General features: G+C 69.3%; 19 protein-coding genes. 9 read left to right on the forward strand and 10 right to left on the reverse strand.

The genetic code is table 11. The features are described 5' to 3' along the window. The 3 genes from B551_RS23385 to ispH all read right to left on the reverse strand — a co-directional run. A partial coding sequence (locus tag B551_RS23385; RefSeq protein WP_023265130.1) for a glycosyltransferase occupies nucleotides 1-722 on the reverse strand: 722 nt, incomplete at its 3' end. Between the two features lie 6 nt (nucleotides 723-728). Further along, a complete protein-coding gene (hpnH, locus tag B551_RS23390) occupies nucleotides 729-1,925 on the reverse strand; it encodes an adenosyl-hopene transferase HpnH (RefSeq protein ID WP_006579030.1) in 1,197 nt (398 codons plus the stop codon). A 66-nt stretch (nucleotides 1,926-1,991) separates the two neighbouring features. After that, nucleotides 1,992-2,927 carry a 4-hydroxy-3-methylbut-2-enyl diphosphate reductase gene (gene ispH / locus B551_RS23395; RefSeq protein ID WP_006579029.1) on the reverse strand — a complete coding sequence of 312 codons (936 nt, stop codon included), beginning with the start codon at nucleotides 2,925-2,927 and terminating at the stop codon, nucleotides 1,992-1,994. A 177-nt stretch (nucleotides 2,928-3,104) separates the two neighbouring features. Here ispH and hpnA point away from each other — a divergent pair, with 177 nt between their 5' ends. After that, complete coding sequence (gene hpnA / locus B551_RS23400) at nucleotides 3,105-4,106, forward strand: hopanoid-associated sugar epimerase (RefSeq protein WP_023265131.1); 1,002 nt, start codon at nucleotides 3,105-3,107, stop codon at nucleotides 4,104-4,106. A 76-nt stretch (nucleotides 4,107-4,182) separates the two neighbouring features. Here hpnA and B551_RS23405 read toward each other — a convergent pair whose 3' ends face one another. Beyond that, nucleotides 4,183-4,659: a hypothetical protein gene (locus B551_RS23405; RefSeq protein ID WP_023265132.1), complete on the reverse strand. Its 477-nt coding sequence runs from the start codon at nucleotides 4,657-4,659 to the stop codon at nucleotides 4,183-4,185. A gap of 252 nt (nucleotides 4,660-4,911) precedes the next feature. Here B551_RS23405 and B551_RS23410 point away from each other — a divergent pair, with 252 nt between their 5' ends. Next, nucleotides 4,912-5,250 (forward strand): hypothetical protein, encoded by a 339-nt coding sequence (locus tag B551_RS23410; RefSeq protein WP_023265133.1) that lies wholly within the window; start codon nucleotides 4,912-4,914, stop codon nucleotides 5,248-5,250. Between the two features lie 57 nt (nucleotides 5,251-5,307). Here the strand turns inward: B551_RS23410 and B551_RS23415 are convergent, their stop codons facing one another. Beyond that, a complete protein-coding gene (locus B551_RS23415) occupies nucleotides 5,308-5,904 on the reverse strand; it encodes a lipocalin family protein (protein ID WP_023265134.1) in 597 nt (198 codons plus the stop codon). Between the two features lie 176 nt (nucleotides 5,905-6,080). Between B551_RS23415 and mdtD the strand changes: the two genes are divergently transcribed. Further along, complete coding sequence (gene mdtD / locus B551_RS23420) at nucleotides 6,081-7,529, forward strand: multidrug transporter subunit MdtD (RefSeq protein ID WP_006577693.1); 1,449 nt, start codon at nucleotides 6,081-6,083, stop codon at nucleotides 7,527-7,529. Between the two features lie 23 nt (nucleotides 7,530-7,552). Here mdtD and B551_RS23425 read toward each other — a convergent pair whose 3' ends face one another. Both B551_RS23425 and B551_RS23430 read right to left on the reverse strand, forming a co-directional pair. Next, nucleotides 7,553-7,855: a hypothetical protein gene (locus B551_RS23425; RefSeq protein WP_006577694.1), complete on the reverse strand. Its 303-nt coding sequence runs from the start codon at nucleotides 7,853-7,855 to the stop codon at nucleotides 7,553-7,555. A gap of 247 nt (nucleotides 7,856-8,102) precedes the next feature. After that, nucleotides 8,103-8,342, reverse strand: coding sequence for a hypothetical protein (locus tag B551_RS23430; RefSeq protein WP_006577695.1), 240 nt, complete (start codon nucleotides 8,340-8,342; stop codon nucleotides 8,103-8,105). A 161-nt stretch (nucleotides 8,343-8,503) separates the two neighbouring features. On the opposite strand from B551_RS23430, the gene B551_RS23435 reads away from it, so the two are divergent. After that, entirely contained in the window at nucleotides 8,504-9,637 is a 1,134-nt protein-coding gene (locus B551_RS23435; protein WP_006577696.1) for an AGE family epimerase/isomerase, read from the forward strand. Nucleotides 9,638-9,662: 25 nt separating this feature from the next. Here B551_RS23435 and B551_RS23440 read toward each other — a convergent pair whose 3' ends face one another. The 3 genes from B551_RS23440 to B551_RS23450 form a co-directional block, all read right to left on the reverse strand. Beyond that, nucleotides 9,663-10,034, reverse strand: coding sequence for a hypothetical protein (locus B551_RS23440; protein ID WP_006577697.1), 372 nt, complete (start codon nucleotides 10,032-10,034; stop codon nucleotides 9,663-9,665). Between the two features lie 88 nt (nucleotides 10,035-10,122). Continuing rightward, nucleotides 10,123-10,842 (reverse strand): alpha/beta hydrolase, encoded by a 720-nt coding sequence (locus tag B551_RS23445; protein ID WP_006577698.1) that lies wholly within the window; start codon nucleotides 10,840-10,842, stop codon nucleotides 10,123-10,125. A gap of 191 nt (nucleotides 10,843-11,033) precedes the next feature. After that, a complete protein-coding gene (locus B551_RS23450) occupies nucleotides 11,034-11,384 on the reverse strand; it encodes a hypothetical protein (protein ID WP_006577699.1) in 351 nt (116 codons plus the stop codon). A gap of 523 nt (nucleotides 11,385-11,907) precedes the next feature. On the opposite strand from B551_RS23450, the gene B551_RS23455 reads away from it, so the two are divergent. The 5 genes from B551_RS23455 to B551_RS23475 form a co-directional block, all read left to right on the forward strand. Then, nucleotides 11,908-12,288, forward strand: a complete 381-nt coding sequence (locus B551_RS23455) for a hypothetical protein (protein ID WP_006577700.1) — start codon at nucleotides 11,908-11,910, stop codon at nucleotides 12,286-12,288. Between the two features lie 292 nt (nucleotides 12,289-12,580). Beyond that, the gene (locus tag B551_RS23460) at nucleotides 12,581-13,201 is read left to right on the forward strand and encodes a TetR/AcrR family transcriptional regulator (protein WP_006577701.1); all 621 of its coding nucleotides are present in this window, start codon (nucleotides 12,581-12,583) and stop codon (nucleotides 13,199-13,201) included. A gap of 157 nt (nucleotides 13,202-13,358) precedes the next feature. Further along, a complete protein-coding gene (locus B551_RS23465; protein WP_006577702.1) occupies nucleotides 13,359-15,035 on the forward strand; it encodes a histidine kinase N-terminal 7TM domain-containing protein in 1,677 nt (558 codons plus the stop codon). A 44-nt stretch (nucleotides 15,036-15,079) separates the two neighbouring features. Continuing rightward, nucleotides 15,080-15,706 (forward strand): LysE family translocator, encoded by a 627-nt coding sequence (locus B551_RS23470; protein ID WP_006577703.1) that lies wholly within the window; start codon nucleotides 15,080-15,082, stop codon nucleotides 15,704-15,706. Between the two features lie 469 nt (nucleotides 15,707-16,175). Further along, a partial coding sequence (locus B551_RS23475) for a hypothetical protein (protein WP_216599711.1) occupies nucleotides 16,176-16,993 on the forward strand: 818 nt, incomplete at its 3' end.

The following is a 16,993-nucleotide window of genomic DNA, read 5'->3' on the forward strand; positions in this document are numbered from 1 at the left end:
CCGAGCCAGTAGTCGTCGGCGAGCCGGTCGGCCACGGCCGCGAAGCCGCCGATCCGCAGCAGCACCTCGTGCCGCAACGCGATGGTCGCGCCGAAGCCGAAGCGCTGGCTGCCGCCCGCCTGCGCGACGCGCACCGCGGGGACGAACCACTCGTCGATGAACTGGGCACCGAGCCGCGCCCATGCGCCACGCAGCGGCCGGCCGCGATACAGGCAGGTCACGATGCCGACGCGCGGATCGGCCAGCGGCGCGGTGACGCGCCGCAGATAGTCGGCGCGCACCGCGATATCGCTGTCCGCGATCACCAGCCGTTCGTGGCGTGCCAGCGGCAGCATCGCGATCAGGTTGGCGACCTTCGGATTGATGGGGGTGACGTTCGGCCGTGCCGCCGCGGGCCCCTGCGCGCCGATCGCCACGGCGATATCGCAGTCGGGGAAGGCGCGCCGCAATCGCTCGACGACCGGCAGCGCGGCATCGTCGGCCTCCGATACGCCGAACACCAGCTGAAAGCGCGGATGGCGCTGCCGGCAGAAGGTCGCGAGATTGCGGTACAGGCGCGGCTCGTCGCCGCACAGCGGCTTGAGCACCGTCACCGGCGCGAGGCCGTCATCGCTTCGCACCAGTGGCGCAGCGATGGGGCGGCGGCTGGCCCACCACGCCGCCGCGGCATAGCCCGATGCCAGCACGGTCAGGATGGCGCCGGCCAGTCTCGCCCAGTCCATGCGCGTTTAATGCAGGGCCGTGGCCCGGCGGTCCGGTTCTGGCGCGCCGGCGGCATGGCCGGAATCGGCCGAATCTGCCGAGTCCGCCGCCCCGCGGCGGATCTGCTCGAGCTTGATCTCGACATGGCGCGAGAACACATACTCGGCCGGGCGCTGTCCGTCCAGCGGAATATCGGGCGCCATCGGCCCATCGGTGCGCACGCCGCGCAGCGCCACGCGCATCGCCTTCAGCGGATGCGCGACGGTATCGGCGACCGCGGTGGCCTCGTAGCCGCTGTGCACCATGCAGTTGGCGCATTTCTCATAGTTGCCGGTGCCATAGGCGTCCCAGTCGGTGTCCTCCATCAGCTCGCGGAACGTCGCCGCATAGCCTTCGCCGAGCAGATAGCAGGGACGCTGCCAGCCGAACACGGTGCGCGCGGGATTGCCCCAGGGCGTGCAGCGGTAGGTCTGGTTGCCGGCGAGGAAATCGAGGAACAGCGTCGACTGGCTGAAGGCCCATTGGCGGCCGCGCCGGCCGCGCGCGAGGATGTCGCGGAACAGCTGGCGCGTCCTGCCGCGATGCAGGAAATGCTGCTGGTCGGGCGCGCGCTCGTAGGCATAGCCCGGCGAGACGGTGATGCCGTCCACGCCCATCGCCTTGACCGAATCGAAGAAGCGGGCCACGCTCTCGGCATCGGCATCGTTGAACAGCGTGCAGTTGATGTTGACCCGAAAGCCGCGCTGCTTGGCGGCGCGGATCGCGGCGACCGCGCGCTCGTAGACGCCGGGCTGGCAGACCGCGCGGTCGTGCATCCCGGCATCGCCGTCCAGGTGCACGGACCAGACGAAGTAGGGGCTGGGCCGGTAGGCGTCGAGCTTCTTCTCCATCAGAAGCGCGTTGGTGCACAGGTAGACGAACTTGCGGCGCGCGACGATGCCCTCGACGATGGCCGGCATCTCCTTGTGCAGCAGCGGCTCGCCGCCGGCGATCGACACCACCGGCGCCCCGCATTCGTCGACCGCCGCCAGGCATTCGTCGAGCGACAGGCGCTGGTTCAGGATGGGCTCGGGGTAGTCGATCTTGCCGCAGCCGGCGCAGGCCAGGTTGCAGCGGAACAGCGGCTCGAGCATCAGCGCGAGCGGATAGCGCCGGCGGCCGGCCAGCCGCTGGCGGACCACATAGGCGCCGACGCGGGCGACCTGGAGCAGGGGGATGGCCAAGGCGCGCTTCCTCCTTCGATGTGGGTGGATGGATGTCTGGGCGGGATCGCGCTGCGCCCGGCGGCTTCAGGCCATCGTGACGCCGGCCAGTTCGGCCGGCAGCCGGAACTGCGCGCTTTCCTCGCGGCCATTCATCGTGCTGACTTCGACCGTGCCCAGCCGGCGCAGCGCGGCCAGCACGTCCTCGACCATCGCCTCCGGCGCCGACGCGCCGGCGGTGATGCCGACCACGGCGGCATCGCGCACCCAGGCCGGGTCGAGCTCGCTGCCGTCCGCGATCAGATAGGACGGCACGCCGCTCTCGCTGCCGATCTCGCGCAGGCGGTTGGAATTCGAACTGTTGGGCGCGCCGATCACCAGCAGCACGTCGACCTGCGTGGCCAGCTCGCGCACCGCGCTCTGGCGATTCTGCGTGGCATAGCAGATGTCGCGCGTATCGGGTCCGACCAGATCATGGAAGCGCCGTTCCAGGGCCGCGATGATGCCGCGCGTATCGTCGACGCTCAGCGTGGTCTGGGTGACATAGGCGAGCGGCGTATCGGCGGCCAGGTCCAGCTGCGCGACCTCGGCCTCGTTCTGCACCAGGATCACGCGGCCGGGAATCTGCCCCATGGTGCCGACCACCTCGGGATGGCCGGCATGGCCGATCAGGATCACGATGCGGCCGCTGGCCGCGTATTGCCGGCCCTGGTTGTGGACCTTGATCACCAGCGGGCAGGTCGCGTCGATCGCATGCAGCTGGCGGGTCCGGGCTTCTTCCTCGACGCTGCGCGCGACGCCGTGCGCGCTGAAGATCGTCACCGCGTCGGCCGGCACCTCGTCGAGCTCCTCGACGAAACGCGCGCCCTTGTCGCGCAGGGTGTCGACCACATGGCGATTGTGGACGATCTCGTGCCGTACATAGACCGGCGCGCCGTGCTTGACCAGCGCGCGATCGACGATCTCGATCGCTCTTACCACGCCCGCGCAGAAGCCGCGCGGCTGAGCCAGAATCACCCGCATGGAGACGTTCCCCCTGGCAATACCCTGTCGACACAGCGCCATCGGTGTCCGGGAAGCGTCGCTTCCCGTCGTACGGTGGTTACTATATACCCGCGTCAGCGCCTCTGCCCGGCGCCAGGGGCGGCACGATCGACCGCCCGATCGACCGCCCGATCGACAGCAACGATGGAGAGCCCGATGGAAAGCATCGACGACGACGTTCTGGTGACCGGCGCATCGGGTTTTCTGGGCTCGGCGGTGGCGCGGCAAGGGCTCGCGCGCGGCTGGCGCGTGCGCGTGCTGGTTCGCGCCGGCAGCCCGCGCGGCAATCTCGAGGGCTTGCCGGTGCGTATCGTCGAGGGCGACATGTGCGACCCGAAATCGGTCGAGCGCGCGATGCGCGGGGTCCGTTATCTGTTCCACGTGGCGGCGGATTACCGGCTGTGGGCGCCCGAGCCCGAGGCCATCGTCCGCACCAATGTGGTCGGCGCCGAGACGATGATGGCCGCGGCGCGGCGCTGCGGCGTCGAAAAGGTCGTCTATACCAGCAGCGTCGCCACACTGCGCGTGCAGGGCGCGGCCGCGCCGGTCACCGAGACCGCCACGCTGTCGCCGCAGCAGGCGATCGGGGCGTACAAGCGCAGCAAGGTGCTGGCCGAGCGCGCGGTCGAACGGGAGATTGCGGGCGGGCTGCCGGCCGTGATCGTCAATCCGTCGACACCGATCGGGCCGCGCGACATCCGGCCTACGCCCACCGGCCGCGTGATCGTCGAAGCGGCCAGCGGGCGCATTCCGGCCTTCGTCGATACCGGCCTCAACCTCGCGCATGTCGACGATGTCGCGCAGGGGCATTGGCTCGCGCTCGAACGCGGACGCATCGGCGAGCGCTATATCCTCGGCGGCGAGGACGTGCCGCTGCGGCAGATGCTGCGCGATATCGCCGAGCTGACCGGCCGCCGCGGGCCGCTGGTGCCGCTGCCGCGCTGGCCGCTGATCCCGTTCGCCCATCTGTCCGAGGCGATCGCGCGGCGGCGCGGCACCGAGCCGCTGCTGACGGTCGACGGGCTGGCGATGTCGCGCTACCGGATGTACTTCAGCTCGGACAAGGCGCGCCGCGAACTGGACTACCGGCCGCGGCCGTATCGGGAAGGGCTGCGCGATGCGGTCGAGTGGTTTCGCGGGGCGGGGTATCTGCGCTGAGGCCGGGGGATTCAAGCGCGCCAATGCAGCGGCGGCCCGCAGGCCGCCGTACGCAACGATGATCGTGGGGCCGGACCTACCAGCGCAGCTGCTTGTTGCGCTGCCCGGCGCTCAGCGTGGTGCGCTTGGATTTGCCCTGATAGTCCGCGGTGACCTGGTAAGTGCCCTTCGGCCCCTTGATCAGGCAGCGCGGTCCGGTCGAGCGGAAGTTGGCGACCTGCTTGCCGCCGCGCGACAGCGTGATATCGACATCGGACAGGTATTCGCCGCGCGGGCCTTCGGTCATCAGCAGGCCCATGTCGTAGTTGCGGGCCTCGGCACGCATCGCTTGTTGCTCGTCTTCGGCTACGCCGCCGCAAACATAGGTGAAGGGGCCAGCCGTCTGCGGCGTCAGGTCCGCCGCCAGGGCGGGGACGCTGAAGGCCAGCGCGCCGAGCGCGGCGGCACCGAAGCGGGCGAGGCGACCGGCAGGGCGGTGCGGGTGGCGGGGAGGGTCGGTGCGGCCGGAATGGCCAAGGCAGGACGATTCGGATGCAAGAGTCAGTGTCTTCATCGAGGTTCTCCTGTGACGGGGATAGCCGTTTGACGATGCGAAGGCCGGGTTTGTTCTTGCCTCGCAGGCAATTTGCCGACGGGTTTTCTGCTTTCTTGCCGATCCCGCAAAAGTAGCCGCGACCATCGAGGCGCCGCAGCGGACATCCGGACGCGTAATACAGCGTCACAAATGCAACACTTCCCGAGGCCAATATTACGGCGCCGCCGCATACAGTACGCCCATGTTCAACGGTTCCTCAGGGGGACAGCCATGAAACGGATTCTCGCAATGGTCGCTGTGGGCGGTGCCATGCTGGCAGCCAGCGCCGCGGCGCATGCCGGGGTGGACATCCATATCGGCGTCGGCGTGCCGGGCGTGGTGGTCGCGCCGGCCCCGGTCTACCGGCCGGCCCCGGTCTATGCTCCAGCGCCTGTCTATGCGCCGGCCCCGGTCGCCTATGCGCCGGCGCCGGTGGTCGTGGCGCCCCGCCCCGTAGTGGTCGCGCCCGCGCCGGTCCGCTACGGCCCGCCGTATGGCTACGCCCGCGGCTGGCACCGCCACGACGGCTACCGCGAGGCGCGCTGGCGCGACCACGGCCGCTGGCACTGAGCCACGCACGCCGGCTTCGCGATCGGTGCATCGGCGAAGCCGGCGGCTCGGGCTGCCTCAGGCCGGCGCCGCGGGCGCCGGCGCTTCCTGCAGCGTCGCGTGTTCGGTCATCCGCAGCGCGTCGACGTCGTAGCCGAGCTCGGCAACCCGATGCAGCAGTTGCGAGCGCAGCGCCGGCTCCGGGTCGCGGGCGCGCGTCAGGATCCACAGATAGCGCCCCGACGGCTCGCCGACGATCGACCAGCTGTAGTCTTCGGCGTGGTCCAGGATCCAGTAGTCGCCGACATAGAACGGCCCGAAGAATGACACCTTGAACTTGGCGTTGCGGCTGTCCGGCACCACGCGCGCCTTGCCGCGCGAGATGCGAGGCTTGCCGGTCGCGTCGCGGCCGGCGCGGTTGACGATGTCGAGCAATCCATCCGGCCGCAGGCTGTACTCCGCGGTGACCGCGTCGGCGCCCTGCTCGAAGTGGTTGTCGTAGCGCGCCATCTCGTACCAGCGCCCCAGGTAAGGGTCCAGTTCCACATCCTTGTCCGGCTCGGGCACGTGCGGGTTGCGCACGGGTTCGCGCGAGCGCGCGGCCAGCAGCAGTGCCGCACCGACGCTGGCGACGCCGGCGAGCGTGGCCAGCGTGGTCATGCGAGCCTTGTTCATTTCTGCCTCCTTGGGAGCCTTTGGGATCGGGACATCGGCCAGTCTAGGCAGCGATGAGCGCCGGCGGCATCGGTCCGCGTCCTACGCGCACGGCGGCGCCGGCTGCCGGCCTTGTCGTACCGCAACGAAGTGGCGTATGGTGCTGTATTGACTTGTCTCCATGGAATTGCAGCCGCATGACGCCCACCCAGGACAGCGAAGCCCGCACGCGCAAGGTGATGTTGTGGGTCGTCGCGGTCGGCTTCTTCATGCAGACGCTGGACAGCACCATCGTCAATACCGCGCTGCCGGCGATGGCGGCCAGCCTCGGCGAGAGTCCGCTGCGGATGCAGTCGGTGATCATCGCGTACTCGCTGACGATGGCGGTGATCATCCCGGCGTCGGGCTGGCTGGCCGACCGTTTCGGCACGCGCCGGATCTTCCAGCTGGCGATCGCGCTGTTCGTGCTGGGCTCGCTGCTGTGCGCCTATGCGCAGAGCCTGCCGTTCCTGGTGGCGGCGCGCGTGGTGCAGGGCGTCGGCGGCGCGATGCTGCTGCCGGTCGGGCGGCTGGCGGTGCTGCGGACCTTTCCGCGCGAGCAGTTCCTGCAGGCGCTCAGCTTCGTCGCCATCCCCGGCATGATCGGCCCGCTGATCGGGCCGACGCTGGGCGGCTGGCTGACGCAGGCGCTGTCGTGGCACTGGATCTTCCTGATCAACGTGCCGGTCGGGCTGCTGGGCGGCCTGGCGACGCTTCGCTATATGCCGGACAGCCGCCTGGCCGAGACCGGCCGCTTCGACCTCGCCGGCTACGCCTTCCTCGCGACCGCGATGGTGACGATCTCCTTCGCGCTCGACGGCCTGGCGGACTTCGGCTTCGAGCACGCCACCGTGCTGATGCTGCTGATCGCCAGCCTGGCGGCGCTGACGGCCTACGCGCTGCATGCGGCGCGGCGCACGCAGCCGCTGTTTCCGCTGACGCTGTTCCGCATCCACAGCTTCAGCGTGGGCCTGCTGGGCAATCTGTTCGCGCGCATCGGCAATGGCGCGATGCCGTTCCTGATCCCGCTGACGCTGCAGGTTTGCCTTGGCTACTCGCCGCTGTACGCAGGCCTGATGATGCTGCCGGTGACCGCGGCCGGCATGCTGTCCAAGCGCGTGGCGACCCGCCTGATCGAGCGGCACGGCTATCGGCGCGTGCTGGTGACCAATACCTTCGTGGTGGGCCTGGTGATCGCCTCGTTCGGGCTGATTTCGCCGACGCTGCCGCTGCCCCTGGTGCTGTGCCAGCTGGCGCTGTTCGGCGCCGTCAATTCGATCCAGTTCACCGCGATGAATACGGTCACGCTGAAGGACCTCGGCGGCGCCAGCGCCAGCGGCGGCAACAGCCTGCTGTCGATGGTGCAGATGCTGGCGATGAGCCTGGCGGTGACTTCGGCCGGCGCGCTGCTGGGCACCTTCAACCGCGTATTGCAGGAGCACGCGCAGGCCGGACCGCTGCCGGCGTTTCATGCCACCTTCGTCTGCGTCGGGCTGATTACGTCGGCGTCGGCGTGGATCTTCATGCAGCTGACGCCGGAGGACGATACCGGCACGGGCCGGGCCGCCCGGGAAACCCGCGAGACGGCCGAGGCGGCGGAGGTCTGACGGGGCGGGGCAGGGCGTGCCGGTCAGGACTGACGCGCCTGCGCCGGAAGATGGGCGCGGCGGATATTCGGCGCGCAGGGTGGGATGTCGTGATGCCACTCGCGCGGGATGTCCGGCTCGACATCGTATTCGTTGCGCACGATGGTCTCGATCGCGGTACAGACGCCCACCGTGCCCCTGGGGCCCACGCAGACCAGGCTGCGCGGATGTTCGGCATGGCGCGGTACCGCGTACACGTGCATTCCTTCGCGATACAGCGGATGGCTGGGCAGCCGCGCATTGACCATCTCGACGAAGCGGCGCGGACTGATCACTGGCTTTTCCATGGCGGTCTCCCTGCGAGCGGAACAGCCCCGCATGCCGGTGCGCCGCGGCGCCGGTGGCCAGTGGGGTTCTCCCGTCGTGGTGAGAGTCGGTCGGATCGGGTCCAGTGAGACGCCGACGGCGTCTGCGCCCTGCCGGCAAGGTGCCGTCAAGCCAGGTCGCGAGCGCGCAGCAGACCCGCGTCGGGCGGAGGCCCGACGTCTTCAGCGTAGTGCATATCGGCCGGTGTTCAAGCGCCGGCGCCCCGGCTCAGTGTTCCGTGGCGACGCGGGGGCCGTTCAGCAGCCGATTGCATTCGGCCCAGCCGGCCGCCTGCGCCTCGGCCTGCGTGGGCCACTCCGCGTGCGCCTCGATGATGCAGTCGCAGTCGGCGCTGCCGCAGTGTTCCTCGAGCACCATCTGCCAGGTGTAGGCCTGCGGCTGCAGCTCGATTACGTGCAGCACCACGGTGCGGTGCTGGTCGGACAGGGACAGGGATGTGTTCGGCATGGCGGGGCCCCCTTGCTACCTGATTCATCGTAGCAGTTGAGCCGCGGGATTTCGGCCTGGGGCGCCGTCCGGTCCGCCGCTTTTGTTTCGTGGGCATTTACAGTATCTTCTGCGCTTGCGCGTGCCCCCGCCCGTGCCCCGCCGCCGACCTCCTTGTCTCGATGAGCCGCATTTCCTCCTCCGCCGCTTCGAACACATCCGCCGACCTGGGCGCCGCCGTCGCCTCGCTGCTGGCGCACTACGACTCCACGGTGCTGCCGCTGTGGACCGGCCCCGGCTGGCACGAATCGATCGGCTTGCCCTACGAGGCGCTGGCGGGGCACGATGCCAGCCCGCTGCCAGTGCAGCGCTATCGGGCGATGGCGTGCGCGCGGCAGCTCTACGTGTTCTCGCGCCAGCCCGACGGGATCGCGCATGCCGATACGCTGTTCGCCGCGCTGCGCCGGCGGTTCGCCGACCCGGACGGGGGCTGGTACTACAGCATCGACGCCGGCGGCGCGCCGCTCGATACCGGCAAGGACCTGTACACGCACGCCTTCGTCGTGTTCGCCTGCGCCGCGTACTGGCGCCGCAGCGGCAATGCGGACGCTCGTGCGGTGCTGGACGATACCGTCGCGCTGATCGAAACGAAATTCGGCATTCCGGACGGCCTGTACCACGCCGCGCTGGCGCGCGACTTCACCGTCGAGCGGCAGGCGGTGCTGCAGAACCCGGTGATGCATCTGACCGAGGCCTATCTGGCAGCCTATGAGGCCACGGCCGACCAGTGGTATGTGCAGCGCCTGCGGGAGATCGCGCGGCAGGTCCAGCGGACTTTCGTCGATCCGGCCAATGGCTGCGTCGCCGAGCTGCCGCTGGGCACGGCCGACAACCGCATCGAGCCGGGCCACCAGTTCGAGTGGTATTCGCTGCTGGCGATGGCGCCGTCGGTGTTCGGCGCCTGCGAACTGGGCGAGTCGCTGACGCGCGGCTGCGCGTTCGCGCAGCGCCATGGCGTGGCACCGCAGACCGAGGGCGTGGCCGCCGCGCTAGGCGCCGACGGGCACATCATCGATGCGACGCAACGGATCTGGGCGCAGACCGAATACGCGCGGGCGCTGGCGCTGCGTGGCGACGAAGAGGGACGCGCCGCGCTGGCGCGATGGTTGGCGGCTTTCCCTGGCCGTTTCCTGCATGCGCGCGGCTGGCACGAATGCATCGGCCCCGACGACGCGGTGCTGCGCGGCGAGATGCCGTCGACCACGCCTTACCACCTGGCCACCGCCTACGAGGCGCTGCGCAAGCTCGCCGATTGAATCCGGGGCGGTAGAGCGGGGCGGCTCAGTCCTGCACGCCGTTTTCGCGCAGCAGCCGCTCGCATTCGTCGAGCATGTCGTGCGCGAAGGCCGATTGATAGTTCGGGTCCAGCGCTTCCATCATTTCATGCGCGGCGTACAGCCCGGCCGCGCGCGACAGCGTCTCGGCGAGCTGGCGTGCCAGCCGATCGCTCAGCTCCGACAGCAGCCGGCGCTCGCTCAGCGCCAATTGCAGCCGCGAACGCGACAGCCATTGCGCGGCCAGCGTCGCGCCCTGCGCGTCGGTGATCCATTTGCCATGCTCGTAATAGGCCGACAGGCGCTCGGCGGCCAGCGCGAACAGCAGGGCCTTGCGGGTATCGAAATCGAGCAGGGGAGCGGAAGGAGTCGCTGACATCGGAAAACGAATCGGATTGGCACGGGCGGGCGAAATCCGCCCCACAAACGGAAAGGGTGCAGTCAGGCCACGGGCGACCGCGACGGTATCAAGCCGCCGAATCGGCGCCGATCGACGCCAGCCGCTGGCCAAGCCAGACACCGATGTCGGCGATCTCCTCGAGGCAGACCGAATGGGGCATCGGATAGGTTTGCCACGTCAGCGGATAGCCGCGTTGCTGCAACAGGTCGCGCGCCTGCGTGCCAAGCGCCAGCGGCACGACGTCGTCCTGCGCGCCATGCGCGGCGAAGATCGGCGTGGCGGCGTTGGCCGGCGCGGACTCGGCGTCGAGCAGCGCGGGCGAGGCCAGATAGGTCGACAGCGCGATGATGCCGGCCAGCGGCTCGGGATGGGTCAGTCCGGCCAGATAGGCCATCGCGCCGCCCTGCGAGAAGCCCGCCAGCACGATGTGCGAGCTCGGGATGCCGCGCGCGTTCTCGCGGGCGATCAGCGCGCGGATCGTTTCCCGCGACGCGCGGATGCCGCTCTCGTCGGCGTGGCGGCGCGCGTCGCTGAGCGACACGATGTCGTACCAGGCACGCATGATATAGCCGCCGTTGCAGGTCACCGGAATCAGCGGCGCGTGCGGAAAGACGAAGCGGACCGCAGCGCTCGGAGGCAAGCCAAGCTCGGGCACCACCGGCACGAAATCGCCGCCATCGGCGCCCAGGCCGTGCATCCAGATCACGGCAAAGCGTGGCTCCGGTGCGGTTTCGATTTCGATGGGGGCGTCGGCGGCGGATGGGGCGGCGTAGAAGGCTTCGGTCATGGCAGGGCGCGAGGGTCAACGGCGCGCTGGGGAGGGACTGGACGGCATCGAGAGGGGATGGCGTGCGGTGCCCTCAGGGAAACGCCGGCATCCGCACTTTGCGAATGCAACGGCGCCAGGCAGCGCGGCTGCGCAGTATCGCACAGATGCGGCGCGCACCCGCCCGAGGGCGCACCGCTGAAGGCAAGGGATCAGGCCGCCGAGGGGACGATCGGCACGGTGGTCAGCCCGGGTGCGATGCGCGAAGGCGGCGTGGCCGTCTGCGGCGGCACCGGCACGGTGTGCGAAACGGCGGCCTCGGCCAGCTCGGCGTGCTCGGCCGCAGCGGCCTCGCTGGCGCGGCGTTTGTCGACCACCTGTTCGACCCCGGCGCTGGCCACCTCTTCCAGAAAGCCGACCATGTCGCGGTAGTAGTCGACCTGCATCTGCGCCTCCAGCAGCCGCCGTTCGGCCTGGAACAGTGCAAGCCGCATGTCCTGCAGCTCCTTGGCGGCGATCTTTTCCGGGCTGGGTGCAATGAACAGTGATGCAAGCGAACGCATGGCGGTGTACCTCCCGTACTGGACTCGATGATCCTTGTGGTCGAAAAACCTCTCAGGCCATGCGATCCAATATAGACGCCAATGCACGTCGGCCATGTGCGGCGGACCGCATCCGTCGCGGATCGCCCACAACCGCGCGCCCGGCCCGATTGTCGGATCGCGGCGGAGCGGGGTAGATTGTCCGGTGTGCCGCAGCGGGACACGCCAATTTATGAGCTTGGCTTCACGTGGCGCACCTCTCGATGCGACTGGCAGGGGGGCGCCACAATATTTTTCTTGACTATCTATCTATCGATAGATAACATGCAACGCATGGAAGCCGCAGTCCGTTGAAGCCCTGAATGCTCAACGCACTGCAGGTCCAGCAGCATTACCGAGCCGCCGAGGCTATTTTTTTGACCATGGTTGTCTATCTACGAGTAGATAATAACTGTCACGGAAAGCGCCGGTGTCACCGTTGCCAGGACTGACGCGGAACCCTGAACGAGAACCCCGCCGGTCCAACGAAGCCAGGAGAAACATCATGCAAGCCAAGTTCGCCAAGACCCTGATCGCCATCGCCACCGTGGCCGCCGCAACCGTCGCGGGCCAGGCCGCCGCCGCGTCCGCGGGCAGCGTGCCGGCCGACCGCTACGGCTACGAACTGCGTACCGGCAAGTTCGACCCGTACAGCGAGGGTGCCCGCACCGGCAAGTTCGACGTCTACAGCGAGGGCGCGCGTGCGGGCAAGTTCGACCCCTTCACCGAAGGCGCCCGCGTCGGCAAGACCGATCCGTTCACCGACAGCTTCCGCAGCGCCGGCCTGGATCGCACCGGCGTGTCGGCCTCGCCGTCGCGCCGCTTCGACTCGTACACCGACGGTGCGCGCAGCGTCGACGCCTACACCGACGGCGCCCGCGCCTGAGTCCGCGGCGGGCGTCCAGCCCGCGGCCATCATCGTGGCCGGGCCGCCCGTACCGCGGTCCGGCTTGTTTTCAGGAGTCGATCATGGGAATTCGCGACAGTGTTCTGATTGTGTCCGGCTGGCTGTTGCTGTGCGGGGCAAGTGGTTGGCTCGTCACGGCGATCGCGCAGGTGTTGCCTGCTTGAGGGCGCGCATGGGCTCGCATCTTGCATGACGCCAGCACGGCAGACATGCCGGCAATCCGGGGCTATCCCTCATTGCTAACCTATCTGTTGGTAGATAAAGTGGCGTCATGAAAGCGCAATCCGTCCGCGAGCAACTGCTCGACCACACCTTCGCCCTGATCCGCCGGCGCGGTTTCAATGGTTTCAGCTATCGCGACCTCGCCGACCTGGTCGGCGTCAAGACGTCCAGCATCCACTATTACTTCCCCTGCAAGGAAGATCTGGCGCTGGAAGCGACCAAGCAATACACGGCAAAGATCGCCGAGGAACTGAGCCATATCGACCCGGCGCTGAGCCCGGTCGAGCGCGCCGAGCTTTACCTGAACGGCTGGCGCCGCAAGCTCGACCCCGACCAGATCTGCATGTGCGGCATGCTGGCGACCGAAACCGAGTGCCTGCCGGAGGCGGTCCATGCGGTGCTGAAGGACTTCTTCCTGCTGCACGAACGCCTGCTGACCGGCATGATCGAACAGGCCCGTGCCGAAGGTGCGCCGGCCCAGCCGATCCCGGCTTCCGAGCTGGCCATGGTGATCTTCGGCGCACTGCAAAGCGGCCTGATCTCGGCACGCCTGTTCCGCTCGCCCGAACGCTGGGAGGCGGCGGCCCAGATGCTGCTGGCTGCGGTGGGCAAGCCGGCCGGCGCATCCGCATCCGCCGCTCCACTGCCGGCCGAAGCCGCGGCCGGTTGAGCGCGGCGACGCCGCACCCCGATCTCCATTCCCGCCGCCGGTCGATCTCGACCGGCAGTTCGGCGCCGCCTCCGGTCCGCCATCCCGCGGACCCCGATACCCACTCCTGTGCTGCAGCGGTTGCCCGCCCGGGCGATGCATGCTGCAATCCTGCCCGATGGCGATCTCCCTGCTGATTCTGCTGATGGCCGGCGCACTGCTGGTGTGCGCCGCGATCGCGATCGCCAGTTGGCCGCGGCGCGACGATCCCACCGTGCGGGCCTTCCTGCTGCTGGCGGTCGGCGCCGGCATCTGGTGCGCCGGGCGCATGCTGGAAATCCAGGCTCCCAACGTCGCCGAACGCATCCTCTGGGCCAAGCTCCAGTATCCGGGCATCCTGATGGTGCCGGTGGGCTGGCTGCTGTCGGTCGTGCGGCTGACGCGTCCCGACCATGTGATCGGCCGCGGCTGGATGACGCTGGCGTTGGCGGTCGGCGTCGCCGGCATGGTGCTGGTGCTGACCAACGAACGCCACGGCCTGGTCTGGCCGCAGGTCCAGTGGTTCGGTGGCGTTGGCCTGCATACGCGCGCCGTGTTCTCGCACGGCCCGGCCTATTGGGCGCTGGCCGCCTACAGCTACGGACTGCTGCTGGCGAGCCTGTATTTCCTCGTGATGGCGCGCCCGCGCGGCAAGCTGCCGCCGGGCGGCAGGGCGCTGCTGATCGCCGGCCTGCTGTTGCCGGTGCTTGCCAACGTCGCCTATCTGCGCGGCTGGACGACTGCGCTCGGCGGCGACCTGACGCCCGCGACGTTCTCGGTGATGGCGCTGCTGGTCTGGCTGTGCGCGCTGCGGCCGCATCTGGGGGACGTCGGTCACTATGCGCGGCTGCGCGTGTTCGATGCGCTGCGCGAAGGCTGCGTCATCGTCGACGACCGCGAGCGGATCGCCGATCTGAACCGCACCGCGCAGCGCATGTTGCCGGGGCTGCGGCGCGGCGACCCGGCGCCCGCTTCATGGATGGCGACCAGGCCCTATGTGGCCGGTGTCCCGGACTACGAGCTGACGGTCGAACCGGTCCGAAACCTGGACGACCGGGTCATCGGCCGCATCGTCTTCGTGCGCGATGTCAGCGCGTTTCGCACGCGCGAGCATGCCTTGGTGGAGGAGAACTCCAATCTGGCGGTGCGGCTCAACGAGACCGTCGACAAGCTGCTGCGCATCGAAGGCGATCTGTATCGCGACCCGCTGACCGGCCTGTTCAACCGGCGCTTCTTCCAGCGCGAGGCCGGTGTGCTGCTGGCTGCCGCGCAGGAGCGCGGCACGCCGCTCGGGCTGATGCTGATCGACGTCGACTTCTTCAAGCAGTACAACGACATCTATGGCCACCTGCGCGGCGACGAATGTCTGCGTGCGATCGGCGCCACGCTGGCGCAGACGCTCGACGAGGCCGCCAGTTTCTGCGCGCGCGTCGGCGGCGAGGAATTCGCCGTGGTGCTGCACCAGGCGGACGCCCAGCGTACCCGCGCCATCGGCATGCGCATGCTGCAGGCGGTGCGGTCGCTGCAGATGCCGCATGTCGGCGCCGATCCGTCCCATCCGTTCCTCAGCATCAGCGTCGGCGCGGTGTCGCGCGTTCCGGACTCGCCGCTGATCGAGGAGCTGGTGGCGGCGGCCGATGTCGCGCTGTACGCGGCCAAGCGCGGCGGCCGCAACCGGCTGGTGATGGCCGGCGGCCAGGCGAGCGCGCCGATGTCCGCAGATGACACGGATAACGCGGACGACGGGGATAACGCGGACAACGGGGATAGCGCGGATAGCGCGGATAGCGCCGATCCATCCCGCCCGCTGGTCTGACCGCGCTGCCGGCCCGCCAGCCTTCCAGCCTGCCAGGAGACAAGATGCCCACGCTCGATACGCTGATCGCCTTCTTTGGCATTGCAGTGCTGCTTGGCCTGGCGCCCGGGCCTGACAACGTCTTCGTGCTGCTGCAGTCGGCCATGCGCGGCCCGCGCGCCGGTTTGACGGTGGTGCTGGGCCTGTGCACCGGCCTGCTGGTCCATACCACCGCGGTCGCGCTCGGACTGGCGACGCTGTTCGCGGCGTCGGCCACCGCGTTCACCGTGCTGAAGATCTGCGGCGCGCTGTATCTGGCGTGGTTGGCGTGGCAGGCGTTCCGCGCGCCGGTCGATGCGCCGGTGCAGGCGGGCGAGCGGGCTGGCGACGGCTGGCAGATGTATCGCCGCGGTGTGGTGATGAACGTCACCAATCCCAAGGTCGCGATCTTCTTCCTCGCCTTCCTGCCGCAATTCGTCTCGCCGGCGCAGGGACCGATCGCCATGCAGATCGCAGTGTTCGGCGCGGTGTTCATGCTCGCGACGCTGCTGGTATTCGGCGCGATCGCGTGGTTCTCGGGTTTGTTCGGCACCTTGCTGCTGCGCTCGCCGCGGGCGCGACGGGCGTTGAACTGGTTCGCCGGCACGGTCTTCGCCGGCCTCGCGCTGCGGCTTGCGACGGCGCAGCGATAGGGGCGAGCGCCAGCGCCCGGCCTCAATGCCAAACGCCAGTCCGCTACGGCACCGACATGCGCTGCGAATTGGCGCACCGAGGCTGTCCGTATAGATTCTGAAACATGGATCGCGGTACGTCGGCGAGTTTCTACAGCGTCGGATCCGCTTCGACAGCAGGCCCGCGCGGGAGCGCTAGATTGCGCCTTTCCGCTCGACCGCCGAGGCGACCGTCATCGTGTTTCCATCTTCCTTCTCCTCCCTCGGCCGTCCGCCCGGTCAGCCGTTGTTGCGTTCCGAACCCGGGCAATTCCACCCTGATGGCCGACGCGCCGATCCCGCGCTGGACCCAATGCATCCATGCGCCGCGCTGGCGCTGCTCCAGCCGCCGCTGACAGCCGAACCCGTGCTGACGCGCGTCCCGCTCGATGCACCCGATCCCGCCAGCCATGTCGACGCGGCACTGGGCTTGCTGCGCCGGCGCACCGGCGTGCCGCTCGCCGAACGTCTCGCCACGGGTCTGCCCGGCGATCGCGCCGGTGCGATTGCGCTGCTCGACGAGCTGCTCGCCGATGGCAAGCCGGCCGGCCCGCTCGCCTCGTCAAGCCCGCTTGCCGCTTCGGCACAGGGCAGCAGCGCCATCGCACAGGCGCATGCGCTGCGCGATCGCCTGCGGAGCGGGGCATCGGCAGACGCGGACGTCCCCACGCTGCAGCGCGCGGTCGAAGCACTGATCGGCGCGCTGGAGGCGACGCCCTACGGCCGCCAGCATGCGTCGATGCGGGAACGGGCCGACGCCGCGCTTCGCGCGATCGTCGGCGGCCCTCCATGGGACCTCGTCGCGATGATCAACAGCGACCGCCTGCCGGATCGTCAGGCCGCGGTCCACCAGGTCGACCTCCTGCTGGCGCATCTGCAAATGCTGGCCCGCACCTGCGAGCCAACGTCGGCTGCCGATCCCTTCCCGCCCGCACTGCGCGCGGCGTTATACCGGCTGGCGCTCGAGGGCGGTCACGGGCTGAGCCCCGCGCAGCGGATCGCTCTGCGCCAGTGCCCGGGACTCGGCCCGGAACTGGCGCCGGTGCTGCACGCGGGCAGTACGCTGTCGAGCGTGGCAGCGAACACGCTCGACCGGCTTTGCCGGCATGCCAGGCACTGTGCGGCCGACGCGAACCGGCACGCCGACGATGCGGTCCTTCTCGCCGAACTGGCTGCGCTCGGCGCCTGCGCACGCAAGCTCGTCGAAAGCGCGCCGTCCGCCGGCGGCGCCTTGGACCGGCAGGCCTGGGCGGCCGCGCGCGACGGCCT

Origin of the sequence: Cupriavidus sp. HPC(L), from assembly GCF_000307735.3 — a bacterium.
GTDB lineage: Bacteria > Pseudomonadota > Gammaproteobacteria > Burkholderiales > Burkholderiaceae > Cupriavidus.